This is a genomic window from Scopulibacillus cellulosilyticus, from assembly GCF_042665295.1.
Classification (GTDB): Bacteria; Bacillota; Bacilli; order Bacillales; family Sporolactobacillaceae; genus Scopulibacillus_A; species Scopulibacillus_A cellulosilyticus.
The window spans coordinates 25935-40598 of the sequence record NZ_JBHTCO010000043.1; the positions used below are offsets into that span (position 1 = coordinate 25935).

Annotated in this window: 14 protein-coding genes; 2 read left to right on the forward strand and 12 right to left on the reverse strand. The window is 40.5% G+C overall.

What is annotated here, in order from left to right; translation table 11 throughout:
- Window positions 1-36: 36 nt before the first annotated feature.
- The 12 genes from ACFQRG_RS19835 to ACFQRG_RS19890 form a co-directional block, all read right to left on the reverse strand.
- Window positions 37-1305 (reverse strand): MFS transporter, encoded by a 1269-nt coding sequence (locus tag ACFQRG_RS19835; protein WP_380969407.1) that lies wholly within the window; start codon window positions 1303-1305, stop codon window positions 37-39.
- 53 nt (window positions 1306-1358) lie between these two features.
- A complete protein-coding gene (locus ACFQRG_RS19840; RefSeq protein WP_380969409.1) occupies window positions 1359-2357 on the reverse strand; it encodes an MBL fold metallo-hydrolase in 999 nt (332 codons plus the stop codon).
- Window positions 2358-2416: 59 nt separating this feature from the next.
- Window positions 2417-2926 carry an aromatic-ring-hydroxylating dioxygenase subunit beta gene (locus ACFQRG_RS19845; RefSeq protein WP_380969411.1) on the reverse strand — a complete coding sequence of 170 codons (510 nt, stop codon included), beginning with the start codon at window positions 2924-2926 and terminating at the stop codon, window positions 2417-2419.
- A 13-nt stretch (window positions 2927-2939) separates the two neighbouring features.
- Window positions 2940-4244 carry an aromatic ring-hydroxylating oxygenase subunit alpha gene (locus tag ACFQRG_RS19850; RefSeq protein ID WP_380969413.1) on the reverse strand — a complete coding sequence of 435 codons (1305 nt, stop codon included), beginning with the start codon at window positions 4242-4244 and terminating at the stop codon, window positions 2940-2942.
- A 53-nt stretch (window positions 4245-4297) separates the two neighbouring features.
- Window positions 4298-5581, reverse strand: a complete 1284-nt coding sequence (locus tag ACFQRG_RS19855) for an MFS transporter (protein ID WP_380969415.1) — start codon at window positions 5579-5581, stop codon at window positions 4298-4300.
- A gap of 73 nt (window positions 5582-5654) precedes the next feature.
- The gene (locus tag ACFQRG_RS19860) at window positions 5655-6437 is read right to left on the reverse strand and encodes an aspartate dehydrogenase (RefSeq protein ID WP_380969418.1); all 783 of its coding nucleotides are present in this window, start codon (window positions 6435-6437) and stop codon (window positions 5655-5657) included.
- A gap of 14 nt (window positions 6438-6451) precedes the next feature.
- A complete protein-coding gene (locus tag ACFQRG_RS19865) occupies window positions 6452-7900 on the reverse strand; it encodes an aldehyde dehydrogenase family protein (protein WP_380969420.1) in 1449 nt (482 codons plus the stop codon).
- A gap of 15 nt (window positions 7901-7915) precedes the next feature.
- Window positions 7916-9610: a thiamine pyrophosphate-binding protein gene (locus ACFQRG_RS19870; RefSeq protein WP_380969422.1), complete on the reverse strand. Its 1695-nt coding sequence runs from the start codon at window positions 9608-9610 to the stop codon at window positions 7916-7918.
- Between the two features lie 178 nt (window positions 9611-9788).
- Window positions 9789-10580 carry an SDR family oxidoreductase gene (locus ACFQRG_RS19875; protein ID WP_380969424.1) on the reverse strand — a complete coding sequence of 264 codons (792 nt, stop codon included), beginning with the start codon at window positions 10578-10580 and terminating at the stop codon, window positions 9789-9791.
- A gap of 48 nt (window positions 10581-10628) precedes the next feature.
- Window positions 10629-11552, reverse strand: coding sequence for a VOC family protein (locus ACFQRG_RS19880; RefSeq protein WP_380969427.1), 924 nt, complete (start codon window positions 11550-11552; stop codon window positions 10629-10631).
- A 94-nt stretch (window positions 11553-11646) separates the two neighbouring features.
- Entirely contained in the window at window positions 11647-12174 is a 528-nt protein-coding gene (locus ACFQRG_RS19885; RefSeq protein WP_380969429.1) for a cupin domain-containing protein, read from the reverse strand.
- A 249-nt stretch (window positions 12175-12423) separates the two neighbouring features.
- The gene (locus tag ACFQRG_RS19890) at window positions 12424-12756 is read right to left on the reverse strand and encodes a YrdB family protein (RefSeq protein WP_380969431.1); all 333 of its coding nucleotides are present in this window, start codon (window positions 12754-12756) and stop codon (window positions 12424-12426) included.
- Window positions 12757-13152: 396 nt separating this feature from the next.
- On the opposite strand from ACFQRG_RS19890, the gene ACFQRG_RS19895 reads away from it, so the two are divergent.
- Window positions 13153-13776 (forward strand): TetR/AcrR family transcriptional regulator, encoded by a 624-nt coding sequence (locus tag ACFQRG_RS19895; RefSeq protein WP_380969433.1) that lies wholly within the window; start codon window positions 13153-13155, stop codon window positions 13774-13776.
- Window positions 13777-13977: 201 nt separating this feature from the next.
- A complete protein-coding gene (locus ACFQRG_RS19900) occupies window positions 13978-14634 on the forward strand; it encodes an HlyD family efflux transporter periplasmic adaptor subunit (RefSeq protein WP_380969435.1) in 657 nt (218 codons plus the stop codon).
- The last annotated feature ends 30 nt before the right edge of the window (window positions 14635-14664 follow it).

Here is a 14664-nt window from a genome sequence, read left to right on the forward strand (position 1 = left end):
AAGTCACCTCCGCCCGACTAATTGATCCCGAGTTCATTAAAGTTGAACCGGCTTTGCATCACTTTCCTGAACTTTAACTCGATTTAACCTTTTAATAAGAAAAATCATCCGTATACCGCAAATAACAGCAATAAATTGCGCGCCAATCAGAAGAGCAAATCCCCAACTAAAACTAATCGAAATAAGCGCCCCCATGATAATAGGTACAAAAGCAGAAACTAGATTTCCAGTGCCGTTAATAATCCCGTAGGTGCTTCCGACGCTTTCTTTTCTTGATAATAATTGGACTGTTGTCGGGAGTACCGGCCCTTGGATGCCCCAGAAACCATTGGCAACAATAATTGATACAGCGGAGACGATTGGACTTTTTGTCGTAATAGCGATAAGAATTGAGATTAAGCAGCCTAAGCCGCCAATGATCCACATGACAGACTTTCTTTTTATATGGTCAATAAGATAACCGCTAAATAGTTTCGAGAACAGGCTGACGACAAATGGCAATGAAGCCAATATCCCCATTTTTTCGATTGAAAAGCCTCTGGCATCTAAGAGATAAGAAGGCAGCCAAGAACTTGTTCCCCATAAATAGCTTGTATTGACAATTTCCCATATAATAAGCCATAACAATCCAGGCGTTTTTAAAGCAAGCTTGACGATGTCGCCTAACTTTTTTTGAGTTTTAGGATCTGGATGATTTTCTTTAGTGAGACAATGTTTATTAGGGTTAATGAAAATTAAAATTAATGGCATGCCAATCAAAAGATTAAGAATGCCTAAAGCGACATATGATGACTGCCAGCTAAAATGGTAGACAAGGTAAGAAATAAATGGAAAGCCGACCGCTAAACCGACAGATACACCGAGCGCCCATACGGCATTGGCCTTTCCCCGATGACTGTCCGGAAACACTTGACTGACAAACATCGTATTCAAAGAAAACAACGGGCCTTCGCTTAATCCGAGTATGACGCGAATGATAAGCAATAAAAGGAAAACGCTGGTTATCGGCGCAATGATCGTCATGACACCCCAAATGACAACACTAATCAATAAACCGATTTTGACACCTAGAAACCTTTCATATAAAGGTGTTAATATAAACGCCGCAATCCCGTAAGCAACAAGAAAGGCAGTCATTAACCAACCTTGTGCCACGCGGTCGTGCGCGATGTTGAAAAAGTTCAGAAAGTCATGATTTGTAATAAGAACTGAAACATTGACTCTATCAATATAGGCGATCGTTAATATAATAAGAAGGGAAAATACAGCGATCCAATTGACGATCATAGATTTTGATCTAGTCATAAAAATTCCCCCATTTTTACCCGAAGCAAAATCATTACTTCCTAGAAGTTAACTTATTCGTGAACTTTTGGTTGAACGACGCTTACCTTATCCCCTATTTCAATTGTCATAAGGTCTTTGCCGACAACCACTTTTCCGTTATAATTTTTCTTTGTCCGACTAACTAAATGTGCATCTTTATCAGTCAGCCCGCCAAGTAAGACAATGTGTGTAAAGACCGCAAGCTTCGGTTTTATTTGGCTGAATTCTTTTCCAGCTTGTCCAGGTGTCGTATGAATTCTAAGAATGTTTTCAAGCGCCTTATTTTTCTTCAAGTCTTCCGGTCTTGCTGCGGCTACTTCGCTAATAACAACATCAGATCCTTTGGCATGTTTTATGAAGTTTTTATTGTAAGTGGTGTCACCTGAAATAGTCACCGAATGGCCTTTGTAATCAATCCGGTATCCATATGCCGGTTTGATAGACACATGGTCAACTAAAAATGCCGTAACCTTTATGCCGTTGTGATCATAAACAACCCCTGGCTTAATCTCATGAGCGTCAATTTCAACGCCTTTATTATTTCCGTTTCCTGAGTCGCCGCGCGATTTAATATCAGCCGAAAAAGCCTTCTCCAAGTAAGACGTCATTTGAGCTGTTCCTACGGGTCCCCATACTTGCATAGGGTCTTTTCTAAATCCGCCGGTTGGAAGCGAACCTGTCAGCCATAAATTCGGGAAACCGACAAGGTGGTCAGAATGCAGATGGGTTAAAAACACCTTATCTATTTCACCCGGCTGAATGCCCATTTTATGCAATTGGACTGAAACACCCCGTCCAGAATCAAAAAGTAATTTTTCACCGCCGGCCTGTACTAACGCAGCCGGTCCAGACCTCTTATTAATAATCGGCGAACCGGTGCCAAGAAGGGTAACCTTTATTACGGGCGGTTTTTTATCTTGTTTTTTTGTTTTAGCGCTTGTTTGCGCCGAGGCAGAACATGAAGCACAAATCATCAATACTAATAGGAGAAACAATACCAACACACTTAATTTCTTCTTTGCATACTTCATACTGACACCTCTTATTAAAATAGGAGAGAGGCAGAATCTCCCCTTTTAACTCTATAAAACTAAACAAAAATCGCTAAGTTTCTAGTATTTAAGGTTGTCTGATCAACTAGGAAAAAGCGCTTAGATAACTTCCATTCGCCATTAACATATTTAAACTCATCGCGGCGCTCTCCGGAAATCAAATCGTGATGAATATCTGTCGAGCGGCTGCGATAAATGAGCAAATAGCTGTCAACAACCGCCCTTTGATCTTCTTCAAATTCGGCAACACGTACATTACTGACAAACCGGCGAGTTCTTGACGGCGGCATTTCCGCCCATGCAAACTCAGTTTTCAAGCGGTCAACCCGCATTTTTAAAGTGTTAATGTCATCCTGAAAAGCAAACATATCAGTTGAATAATCAGGGCGTTCCATGCCTTCTTTATTCACGCGGACCGGCATCTCATATTGCAGATCTTGATGCATCAGATTAAACCAGTCATCGAATTCGATTTCATCAAGTAACTTTGCTTCATGATATAACCATTGTTCAAACGTATATTTTGCCAAGACTTTTTCCATATTCATATTCTTGCCTCCTCTATGCCTTCATTAAATCGAGCCAATAGCGATAGAAGTTTCTTGAATTAGCTTCCGAAAATTTATCATCATAAACTGTACCGGGACCCGCAAAGTCTTGAACAGGCACGCGGTGCTGACCCATCGTATAGTTGTAATTAAAGTTTTTAGATAATGGTACTTGACCAGTTGCTGCTGCGGTAATATCAGTGAATACCTCAGTGTCATCTTGTTCGAAAATACCCGAAGGACTGAATGTAAGGATAAAAGCTTCACGTGAGCGGCGTTTCCAATCTTCTGAAGCATTTTTCTCAACAAGGAACCATGTAATCACTTCCATCTTATCAACCGCAATCGGACGCCATAAACGGACAGTTGTATTAGAAACAGCTTGACCTTTTACTTCAGTATGGGAAACTAAAAACGATAAATTTGGAAAAATGGTTCCAATAAGGTTTTTCAAGTTTGACAATACTTCAAATTGATCCGCTGACAAGTTTGCTTTATATTCAGGAATTAATTCTTCCGGAAAAGCAAAAAGCGGATTAGGCATGCCGACATTGCAGCCATGTCCATTTTCTGTATTTACTTGATAGCCCTTTTTTGAATATTGCGCACTCGGTACCATACCCAACTTAGCAATCGAACCATGTGTAACCATCGTATGATAGGAATCACTGACGAAATTATCGGCGCCTATTTTCCATTGGGAATTGATCACAAATCTTTGCGGCGGCCCAATGACTTCCATTTCAGTTCTGCCGACAGCCAGATCGATATACCATTTAAAATCCCCCAAAAACTCCGATAATGGCTCTGGATTTTCATTCCATGTTCCGAAAATAAGACCTTTATAAATTTCGATTGTAACTTTATGAAGTCCCATCGATTTATAATCAAGATTTCCGCCGTAAATGTCTTTTTGCATTGGAACACCAATCAAATCGCCGTTGTTTTTAAAAGTAAAACCGTGGTATGGACAAGTAAAGCGGCCTTTATTGCCTTTATCGGCACGGCATAATTTCATGCCGCGGTGTGTACACATATTGTAAAATCCCCTGATAACGCCATCCTCACCGCGTGAAATAATCACTGAATATCCTGCCAAATCTCTTGTTATAAAATCGCCATTGTTTTGAATTTCTGATTCATGGCCCAGAAACAGCCATGTTTTTAAGAAAACTTTCTTGTGTTCTAAATCATAAATGGCAGGGTCACCCATAATATAGGCTGGGATAACTCCCTCTTCCGGTTTAACAGTTTCGTCCATATATTGAATGATTTCCCGCTGTGTCATTTCTTCGAAACAAACATCAGTTTTGATCATCATAATCCTCCTTGCTGCTAAAAAGTTTATAGTTTTATCAGGCTGAAACGACTTTAAGCTTCAGAATTAGCTTCGAAATTTTCCGACTGGTTTAACGCATCTTTTCTTTCTCCAGGGACCAAAGTGAATAAAGCAATGGCGCCAATAACCGCATTAAATACCAGGAAGATAATCGCAGTAGTAAAATTGCCTCCGGAAACTTCCACTAAATAGCCCATAAATGCTGTTGTAAATCCGCCGACAATATTGGTAAATCCCATCAAGCCTGCAGCTTTACCCGCGGTTTCTTTTGATGAATAATCAACAAGCAGCAATTGTGATATTTCCAGCACGCCGCCAACTGCTGCTAAACCTATATCCATCATGACTGCGGCAAGAGATGAATTACCCGTTGATGTGGCAATAATAAGGGCAATCGCACCTATGACAAAGATCACTGTCCCAATAAGAGATGGTTTTCTTGTTTTATCAGCAATATAACCGACTAATAAGACGGTAATTAAGGCCAAAAGCCACGCGCTCGACGTCCAAGAACTCATAAGAGCCGCAGAAAAATGCCGGGCTTTTTCTAAATAGGTCGGGAGCCAGAAACTGATGCCATAAAACAATACACTGTCAACAAGCATGACAAGCCAAATCATCCAGTACCTGTAGTTTCTTAGCAATTCCCCAAAAGTGATATTGCTAGATTGCTTTGTTTTTTGCCCCTCTTGAATATATTGAAGTTCAGCAGCATTGACTGCATAATGCTGTTTTGGATCATCCCGTGTTAAAAATAAAAACAGCGGTAAATTAATAATGAGTGAAAACGCTGCCAGCAAATAGAAAGATGCTTCCCAACCGCCCAAACTGATAGCAAATATAATAATCGGAATGCCAATAGCCGGCCCTAAATAGTCGCCAATAATCCAGGACGACTGCGCTCTTCCAAATTCTTTAGGCGGAAACCAATTAGATATCAATTTATTACAAACCGGAAACAGAACGGCTTCTCCGATGCCCAGAATCATACGTGATACCATAAATAGTCCGTAAGATGAACTTAAGCCTCCAAGTATCATCGTAAAACCCCAGATAATTGTCCCAATAATGGCTGTCTTCCTGGGACCAATCCGATCTACAATAAATCCCCATGCAATATTTGCAAATCCGTAAAAGACGAGAAACCCTGTCATTAGAAAGCCAATCTTTGCGGTTTCACCCAGAAGCCCTAAATCTTGCAAAAATTTATGGTTGGTGATAATCACTGATATCCCTAATTTATCCATCTGTCCAAAAACCCAAAAGAAGAAGATAGGCGGTGCAATATAAAGCCACCTGGCCCGTGAACGCTTCATAGTTATCCTCCTTTAAAAGAGATCCGAAAATGGCGTCCGCTCACTCTTTCACTTTTCAGCAGACAATTTCCCCTTATCCTATTTCTAACATTTCATGACTGTCCTTTAATGAAGATAGAACACTTAGCGCTGCCAAATAGCTGGTTTTTGGGTTATTTGGCATAGGATTGTTCTCAATATTCAATGTCAGTTTTCCAAAAGACCCTTTCGCTTCAATAAAATGAATGTTTTTATTAACATTAGCATCGGCTACTATTTTTACCCTTGTCCTTTCAACACCAATGCCTGCCAAAGATAGAATGATAGACACGTTAATATTTTTAGGGAATTTGCGAATCGCTTCAAAGGCGGAACCATCAAATAACACAAGTTCACTTTCTACAGGTTCATCAGTGAGCGAGGCTGCAGGTTTTCTGGTCGTTAACGTTACTGAATCTAATTGTCCGGTCAATTGCGTCGCCTTCAGTACATCTAATCCCCCGATAGCGCCTGATGGTAAATAGACCTTTTTTCCGTTAAGTTCAGAAAGCGCTTTTAATTCGTCAAAAAAGGAGCTATCAGCCAATGCACCTACGCTGATAATTAATAAATCTTTCCCGTGTTTAATGATTTCCCGCGCATACTGCTGAACGGATTGAACGGTTGCTGCTTCAATCACCAGATCAACATCCGATTGAAGAAACGTCTGAAAGTCATCGTAAAAACTGGTGCTGTAACGATGGGACAAATCCTCGTATCCTTCTTTATTCCGGACAAAAACAGCATCTATCTGTGATCCGTCAAGGAAGCCGTCAACATTTAGAGATTTCAATAGAAATTGTCCGATATTTCCGCATCCAATTAACCCTATTTTCATAAATGTTCCTCCATTTAATCAGCAAAACCATAAGAATCAGTGAATAATTCCAAGCTGCCCCATTGTGTCTCCCTGCTGAAGCCGCTTTCTTTAATACCCGGAAAATCTAATCTCAGGTCTTGGAAAATCGTATGGTTATTATGGAATACTGCTCCCGCTTCCAGGCGGTCAGCTATTTCAACAGCCTTCGCTTTATCCTGTGTCCATACGGAAGCTCTTAAGCCGTATTGCGTATCATTAGCCATTTCAATGGCTTCTTCTATATCGGAATATGCAACAACCGGAATAACAGGCCCAAATTGTTCAATGCTTACCAACTCATGGTCATGATCAATGTTCGAAGCAATAGAAGGAAGCATAAAATAGCCTTTATCCCAAGAATCCAGATCCATTTTTTGTCCAAGCTCAGCTACATTTGCGCCGGATTTTTTTGTTCGTTCAATGAGGTCTTTGACAAAATCAAACTGTGCCTTATTATTCATTGGCCCCATCGTTGCGTCCGGGTGAATGCCGTTACCAACGACAACGCGTCCAAATTCGCGAGTCAGCTTTTCGACAAACTCGTTATAACGTGTTTCGTGGACATAGATACGTTTAATAGCCGAACATACTTGTCCTGATGCCCTTAAGACGCCCGCTCGAATACGCTGAATATCTGTTTTCCCTAACTCAGCATCAGGCAAAATGAGCGCCGGATCGTTTCCGCCAAGTTCCATAAACAGCTTTTTCACAGTACCGGCAGATTGACTCATAATGGTTTTCCCGGTCTCCGTGCTTCCTGTAAAAGCAATCGCCCTGATGCGAGGATCAGTACACAACACTTCGCCAATCTTAGATCCCGATCCGGTGACGATATTAACGACGCCTTCAGGAAGTGAATCAGCGACGATTTTCAAACAAGTTAAAACGGTTAAAGGACAATTCGTCGCCGGCTTGATGACAACTGTATTTCCGGCTAAAATCGCTGGAATGGCTCTTTTAAAAGTTAAGATCATCGGCGAATTCCATGGTGAAATGACTGCAGTCACACCTCGCGGACGCCTTCTGACCTGAACTGTTTGCGATGCTTCTCCGACATTCACCGGTTTCCACCATTCAATTAAGGTATCCGCCATCTTGCTCATAACCTCTACACAGCGCAACAAGTCCTTTTTAGCTTCAACGAGTGTTTTGCCGTTTTCCCGAACAAATAGAGAGACATTTTCTTCAACGACCGGCTTTAATTTTTCTGAAGCTTTTTTCATTCGCTCTGCCCGCTCACTGACAGAGGTTCTTGACCATGTTTTAAAAGCGTTGGCAGCAGCATCGATCGCTTGTGTGACGTCTGTTTCTGAACATACAGCCACTTCACCGACAACTTCATCAAGTTTTGCCGGATTGATGACTTGTTTGACTTCTTTTGCCTTGTGCCATTCCCCATTTATTAAGAAACGGCCCGAAATTTCAGGGAATACTTCAATCATTTTCATCTCACTCCTTTATAATTTCTTTGGCCGAAAAGCTTCAGCTGCCCCTGGAGGTCCTCCAAACGGCTTTGCCATTGGCCCCACTTTCTCCATATCTACAACAATCATTGATGGTTTTCGTCTCGAAACGGCAGCTTTTAACTCTGAAACAAATTCTTCAGATGATCCTGCCTTTTCAGCGGTAAAGCCCATCGACTCGGCCAGCTTTACAAAGTCAGGACTTAATAAATCAACAGCGACTCGCCTGCCGTAAGCCGCATCCTGAATATTTCTAAGAACACCGTACCCGGCATCATCAAATAAAATAATGATGAGAGGCAGTTCTTCCTGCGATGCTGTCGCCATTTCTCCGACATTGACCATGAACCCGCCGTCACCGGCCATTAAGACAACGACTTTATCTTTTTGTCCGATCTGCGCGCCAATCGCTGTCGGCAGCCCTTGACCGATGCCCCCTCCAGATGCATGAATGGAGGTACGCGGTTCATAAATTTCAAAAAGGCGGCTTCCCCATACATTTGCCTGCACCGTCACATCGCGAACAAGAATCGCATCTTTAGGCAATAAACGGCGCATACCATCCAAGAATCCTTCATAAGGACCGAGTGTTTCCCGCAGGTGGGTGCGAATTTGATTTCTGACCGATTCTACCTCTTCCATATAATGAGGATCAGGTGACACATTTCCTTCTGAAAGGGCTTCCAAAAGTTGTCCTAATATATATTTTGCATCGCCGACAAGACCATAAGTGACGTCAAAGTTCCGGTTAACAGCTTCCAAGTCCGCATCAATTGCAATATGTTCTTTAGGAACTTCAACCTGCCAATTTGTTGTTTCATTGCTGCGAAAACGAACGCCGATGCTGATCAGTAAATCCGAGCTTTTTACCAGTTCTTTAACCTCCTTGTAAGAGGCGAAGTGTCCGATACAAAGCGGATGATCTTCAGGGATAGAGCCTTTTCCTGATTGGCTTGTAATGACTGCCGCACCGATAGTTTCAGCTAATGTTTTCAATTCATTTGATGCTTCAGCCGAAATGACGCCTCCACCTGTCCAAATGACAGGACGTTTTGCAGCTGTTATACGATCAATAACCTCTTTATTAAAATGAATCTTTGTTTCTGAAGGAGCCGTATTTACGCTTGATTCTATTTCTTGTAAATTGCTTTTTGGAATGATTGCAGATTGATAGTCAATAGGAATTTGAACGGTAACCGGCCCAGCAGGCGCTTTCAATGCTTCATGTATAGCATTCCGAATCACAGGAACCATTTGTTCAGGTTTGCGAAGCTGGTATGCTCTTTTACAAACCCCTTCCATCATGGAAAGCTGATCCTTACATTCATGAATATAGCCTCTGCCTGTGCCAAGGTAAGGAGAAGCTACTTCACCCGTAATATGCAATACAGGGACACCGGCGCTCCATGATTCTACTAATGAACCTGCGGCATTTCCCGCACCTGTTCCTGTACTCGTTAATACGACACCCAGCTTTCCTGTTGCTCTTGCATAACCGTCGGCCATATTTACCGCTCCGCTTTCCCCGCGCGCGGTGACAAGATGAATACTTCCTTCACGCAAAATCGCATCATAAATTGGCATATTATGAATGCTTACAATACCAAAGACCTGTTCAACACCGGCGCGAACCAGCTCGTTAACAAGTGCATCCGCTGTTGTATACTCAGTTTGAACGAGTGTTTTCATTTCACATCCAACCTTTTAATTTAAAAAGTTAATCGCTGATAAAGAAAACTTGGCTGGTGCCGAGCCTTAAGGGCGCGGGCAACTGCCTAGTTGAACTTATACTATCTACCTTATCTAGGCAGCTTCACTGAACCTCTATCTATGTTGCCAAGATATACTTTGTGATAGTACAAAAAGTTTATAAAGCCTTGCCTAATCCCCCGGCTGTCTCAATAGTAGACCCTGATACATAGCTTGATTTGTCGGAAGCTAAAAATACAATCACGCTGGCAACCTCTTCCGGTTCCCCTACTCTGCCAAGAGGAATATTCCTTTTTTTCGCCAATTCATGATAATAGCTTTCAGGATCTTCTTCCGGAGCATTTTTCTTTCTTCTCCGCTCCCATTGATCTGTTCGGATTAAACCCAAACTTACGGAATTAACTAAAATATTATCCGGCGCGAGTTCATGGGCCAATGTTTTGCTTAAATTTAATAGTCCCGCTCTTGTTGCTGCGGTGGCGATCATATGGCGCTCCGGTTCTTTTGCCAAAGTCGCATTGATGTTTATAATTCTGCCTGAACCGCTCTTAACTAAATGAGGATGAGCCGCTCTTACTGCGTAAATAATTGAAAAGTATTTTAAGCGGATTTGTTCATCCCACTGCTCATTTGTAATATCAAAAAAGTAACCCATCGTACTATGTCCGGCGGCATTAACAAGAATGTCTATGCCTCCGAAATTTTCGGCAACGCTTTCAATAAAATGATTGACTTGATTTTCATTCGTGACGTCACAAGTATTTGCAAATATCTTTTTAGGTGTTCCATAATTGAGAAGATGGTTATGGGCAGCTTCCTTTCTTTCTTGATTTCTCCCGCAAACGGCTACTTTAGCGCCTTCTTCTAAAAACATTTCCGCTGTTTTCAAACCGACTCCGGAAGTGCCTCCCATGATAACTGCGACTTTTCCCTCTAATCCTAAATGCATTTAAACAACCTCGCTTTCGGCGGGATTCTTGCTTTTTATAGTCATTGTTTATTTATTTTGATATTGTAATTGTTTGAGCGCCCATCCTTCGTCTGGTTCACCAGCCATATGTGCACGCGCCTCTTTGGTCGGCGGTCCGGCTACGCCCCATCTGTCCATTAAGTGAGGCACCCTTTTCCAAACTAAAGTTTCCCATTCAGATTCCTCTTCAATCGTAATGAGATAACATGTGTATTCAATAACAAAACCGGCAGGATCGGTAAAATAGCAGAAAATATTATTTCCTGGACCGTGACGGCCTGGACCCCACATAATTTCATAACCGGCTTCTTTGACATTTCGAATCCCGCGCATGACCTCATCGACACCGTCAACTTCATAAGCAATGTGATTAACCGAGTTATGTTCCGCTTGGTTAAAGGATATTGAATGGTGATTTTTGTTGCACCTTATAAAGGCCATTTGGTGCTCGCTCCAATCGGAGACTTTAAATCCCAATACTTTTGTATAAAAGTCTACTGCTCTATCGATGTCAACAGTATTTAAAACGACATGGTTCAGTTTCATCGGATCAACGCTTTTCTTTTTCCAATCGGTCGTATGAATGTCCACCCATGCTGAAATTTCAATGCAACGGCCGTCCGGATCTAAAAATCTCAGCCCGTATCCTCCTCCGGCTTCATCTAAATAACCCGGCGGGGAAACAATCGGAACATTTTGTGATGCCAGTTTCTCAGCTGCCTCATCTACTGCATTTTTATCTACCATTCCGAATGCAATATGGTGAAGTCCCTTTTTCTCACCCGAATGTAAACTTAAAATATGATTTTCAGGGCCGGCTCCGCGAAAGTAAACTGAATCGTCGCTTTCAAAGACCTTATCCAATCCCCAAACTGTTTCATAATACTGGGATTGTTCAGATAATGATGGGGTGATTAAACTTATATGTCTTAAATGAGTAATACCTATCATTGTTCCCACCTCTTATTTACAATTTCTTGTGACAGCACGAACGATGAATCATTTGGTTACACCGAAGGCTTATTAACCTTCGGTGTAAGCGGTTTTATTTTTGTGCAGCAGCTTCTTTTGCTTTTGCACGTTCGATGCGCAATTCTTCTAAAGCGCTTCCTTCAGGGTAAGTCGGAAGCTGAGGTTTTTGTGCGCCGAGCATAACAAGCATGAGCGCGTCCTCATCACCGTCATTTCTTACACCTCTGTAATATCCTGGCGGTGACCAAATGCAATCTCTTGTTTCTAATGGAATTTCAAATGTTTCGCCTTCATTTTCAACGATTGCTGTTATTTTACCTTTAATAACAAAGAATACTTCTTCCACATCATGATGAAGGTGCAAAGGCCCTTCTGAACCGGCCGGCAATTGCATTGTGCTTAATGTAAAATGGTCAGCTTTTATAACATTTTGATCGTTGTGCTGTCCGGTTCCGCCTCCCCCGACATAACGAATTTGTGCACGGCGGTATTTTGGATCAACTTTTTCCTGGAATGACAATACGTCCCAGTCAATCTTTCTGTCTTTTAATCTTGCAACATACTTCTTTTCAAATTCTTCACGAGTAAGCTTTTCAGCCATTGCAGTTTTCCTCCCTTTAATACGTTAACTAAATATATTTTGTTTTATATACAAAACAATGTTTTGTATTTGATAACAACATATTATCATCGCTTTCATGATCTTGTCAATTATAAATTTTCTAAATAGTCCATATTTCCTAAACCCCAAGGATTCTAAAGAAATTGTTTTATGCAATGAATTATTAAACAAAAAAAATAAGCTATCATGTTTTTTCATGACAGCTTAAGATAATCATCCTTTTTTCGTTTACTTTAAAAAATAAATAAAAATCGTATTAATAATGGATATAATTCCATATATACAGGCAAAAACCGGATTCCCCGAAATATAAAGAGCAAACGCAGGCAGCAAAAAGAGAATGATCATATCAAAAAGGAAATGCTGCCGTTTAGGCAATTGCACAGGTGCCTTCGGGGAACCAAAAAGCCCCCAAATGACTGCAATAATGACAGGCATTCCTATCATCAGTAAACCTTTTGTAAGCGGACCATCCCCTATTTTAAAACCCCAATACCCTAACACTATTAAAGTGAATAGTTCAAGAAAAAAACGTAAAGCAAGATTGAGTGCTTTTACCATACAAAACCTTCTTCCGTTTTTAATGGCATCCTGATAACAACTCTTTTAAAAACCTTTCTGTCTTTTAATCTCCTCCCCCTTTTCATATAATTCCACAACATTATCATCGACTTATTATAAAGCCAAAGCCGGTGCCTTTAGAACATCTTTTTCTTTTAATTAATTATACGAAACAACTATAAATCTATTTCATTGTATAGAAACCTTTTCTTAACACTCAAAAGAAGTCCCTTTTATTTAGCCTTGCAATCACTAGTTTAGAAAGAAGTATAGCTATATTTAATCATAAGTATGACACACCGTCACATTTTTATTGACTTATGACACTTTGTCATGTATCATTAATTTCGTGCTCAATCATGACACTGTGTCATACGATTGATTGGAGGGTTACAAATGCCTAAAAAAACCTTTTTTAATTTACCAAAGGAAAAAAAGGAATCATTAATTCAGGCTGCAATGAAGGAATTTTCAAGAGTTCCGCTATCAGAAGCGTCGATTTCTAATATTATTAATGACGCGGGAATTCCCAGGGGAAGTTTTTATCAATACTTTGAGGATAAAGAAGATATTTTCTTCTTTTTACTAGATGATGAATTTAAAAGGAGCAGCGAGAAATTTATGTCAATCATAGCTGAAAATAACGGTGATTTGTTTGACTCGTTTATTGTATTTTTCCGCTACTTGATCACTGACCCTTATAGTCATGAAAAGCGTAAATTTTTTAGAAATATTTTTTTGAATATGAATTATAAAGTAGAAAATGCAATGTCCCGAAATATGATTAAGGAAAATAATTTAAATCGATATTCAGAAATCGTGAGCTTAATTAATAAAGAAAAATTGAATGTTGCAAATGAACGGGAAATGAACCATGTCATGAAGATTATGGTAGGTGTGATGAGGCGAAATATCATAGAAAAATTCGCAAATGACCTTTCCTGCGATGAGGCGGTAGAAAACTATACTTTTGAAATTGCTTTGCTTAAGAAAGGCCTTTATAAAGAGATAGATAAATAGCAAATCTTAGGATGAAGTAAATGTTATGAATAAAAAGGGGGTTTTATTTTTGTCCTTTACTTCACAATGTTAACTTTTTCTACAGAAAATAGTTTGATAGTTTAATACTTACCTATTTGGGAGGTGAGAGCCCGGGAGTCAAGCCTTACTTTATATAAAAAACTATTTATCTTTTTATAATTCAGAGGAGGAAAACTTTAAATGAGCAGTTTAGCACGCGGGATGATAATTAATATCATCGTTATTATTGTACTTATTGGCGGCGGAGCCATCGGTTACTATTACTATGATCAATCAACAAACTATGTCAAAACTGATAACGCCATGATCGATGGCCAGTCTATCCCAATCGCAGCACCAGCGGCCGGTAAACTCATCAAGTGGGACGGTCAAGTCGGCAACACGTTTGATGCAAATCAAAAAGTCGGTGAGGTAGAAGCGCAAGGCAGCAACGGCGGAACGCAAAAAATGCCTATCACAATGCCGGAACATGCAACGGTTGTTCAAAATAAAGTTGTTAAAAATTCATTCGTCGGTGCCGGTACGCCTATTGCGACCGCTTATGATTTAAGCGACCTTTATGTCACCGCGAACCTTGATGAAACTGATATCGATGATATCAAAAAAGATCAAAAAGTAGATATCTATGTTGACGCTTATCCCGATACCAAATTCACAGGCAGAGTACAGCAAATCGGTAAAGCAACTGCCAGCTCATTCTCTATGATGCCAAGCTCAAATGCTAACGGCAATTATCAAAAAGTCACTCAAGTTGTACCTGTTAAAGTTTCTATTGATAACTATAAAGGTGTTTCTTTAAAACCAGGCATGAACGTCACAGTGAAAGTTCATATTTAATACCAATTTAACTGAAAGGAGGGATCAGTG

What these genes read in the sequence shown, in the direction of transcription:
- ACFQRG_RS19835 (WP_380969407.1), bottom strand. Translation starts at nt 1,305, where the DNA reads ATGACTAGATCAAAATCTATGATCGTCAATTGGATCGCTGTATTTTCC.
- ACFQRG_RS19840 (WP_380969409.1), bottom strand. Translation starts at nt 2,357, where the DNA reads ATGAAGTATGCAAAGAAGAAATTAAGTGTGTTGGTATTGTTTCTCCTA.
- ACFQRG_RS19845 (WP_380969411.1), bottom strand. Translation starts at nt 2,926, where the DNA reads ATGAATATGGAAAAAGTCTTGGCAAAATATACGTTTGAACAATGGTTA.
- ACFQRG_RS19850 (WP_380969413.1), bottom strand. Translation starts at nt 4,244, where the DNA reads ATGATCAAAACTGATGTTTGTTTCGAAGAAATGACACAGCGGGAAATC.
- ACFQRG_RS19855 (WP_380969415.1), bottom strand. Translation starts at nt 5,581, where the DNA reads ATGAAGCGTTCACGGGCCAGGTGGCTTTATATTGCACCGCCTATCTTC.
- ACFQRG_RS19860 (WP_380969418.1), bottom strand. Translation starts at nt 6,437, where the DNA reads ATGAAAATAGGGTTAATTGGATGCGGAAATATCGGACAATTTCTATTG.
- ACFQRG_RS19865 (WP_380969420.1), bottom strand. Translation starts at nt 7,900, where the DNA reads ATGATTGAAGTATTCCCTGAAATTTCGGGCCGTTTCTTAATAAATGGG.
- ACFQRG_RS19870 (WP_380969422.1), bottom strand. Translation starts at nt 9,610, where the DNA reads ATGAAAACACTCGTTCAAACTGAGTATACAACAGCGGATGCACTTGTT.
- ACFQRG_RS19875 (WP_380969424.1), bottom strand. Translation starts at nt 10,580, where the DNA reads ATGCATTTAGGATTAGAGGGAAAAGTCGCAGTTATCATGGGAGGCACT.
- ACFQRG_RS19880 (WP_380969427.1), bottom strand. Translation starts at nt 11,552, where the DNA reads ATGATAGGTATTACTCATTTAAGACATATAAGTTTAATCACCCCATCA.
- ACFQRG_RS19885 (WP_380969429.1), bottom strand. Translation starts at nt 12,174, where the DNA reads ATGGCTGAAAAGCTTACTCGTGAAGAATTTGAAAAGAAGTATGTTGCA.
- ACFQRG_RS19890 (WP_380969431.1), bottom strand. Translation starts at nt 12,756, where the DNA reads ATGGTAAAAGCACTCAATCTTGCTTTACGTTTTTTTCTTGAACTATTC.
- ACFQRG_RS19895 (WP_380969433.1), top strand. Translation starts at nt 13,153, where the DNA reads ATGCCTAAAAAAACCTTTTTTAATTTACCAAAGGAAAAAAAGGAATCA.
- ACFQRG_RS19900 (WP_380969435.1), top strand. Translation starts at nt 13,978, where the DNA reads ATGAGCAGTTTAGCACGCGGGATGATAATTAATATCATCGTTATTATT.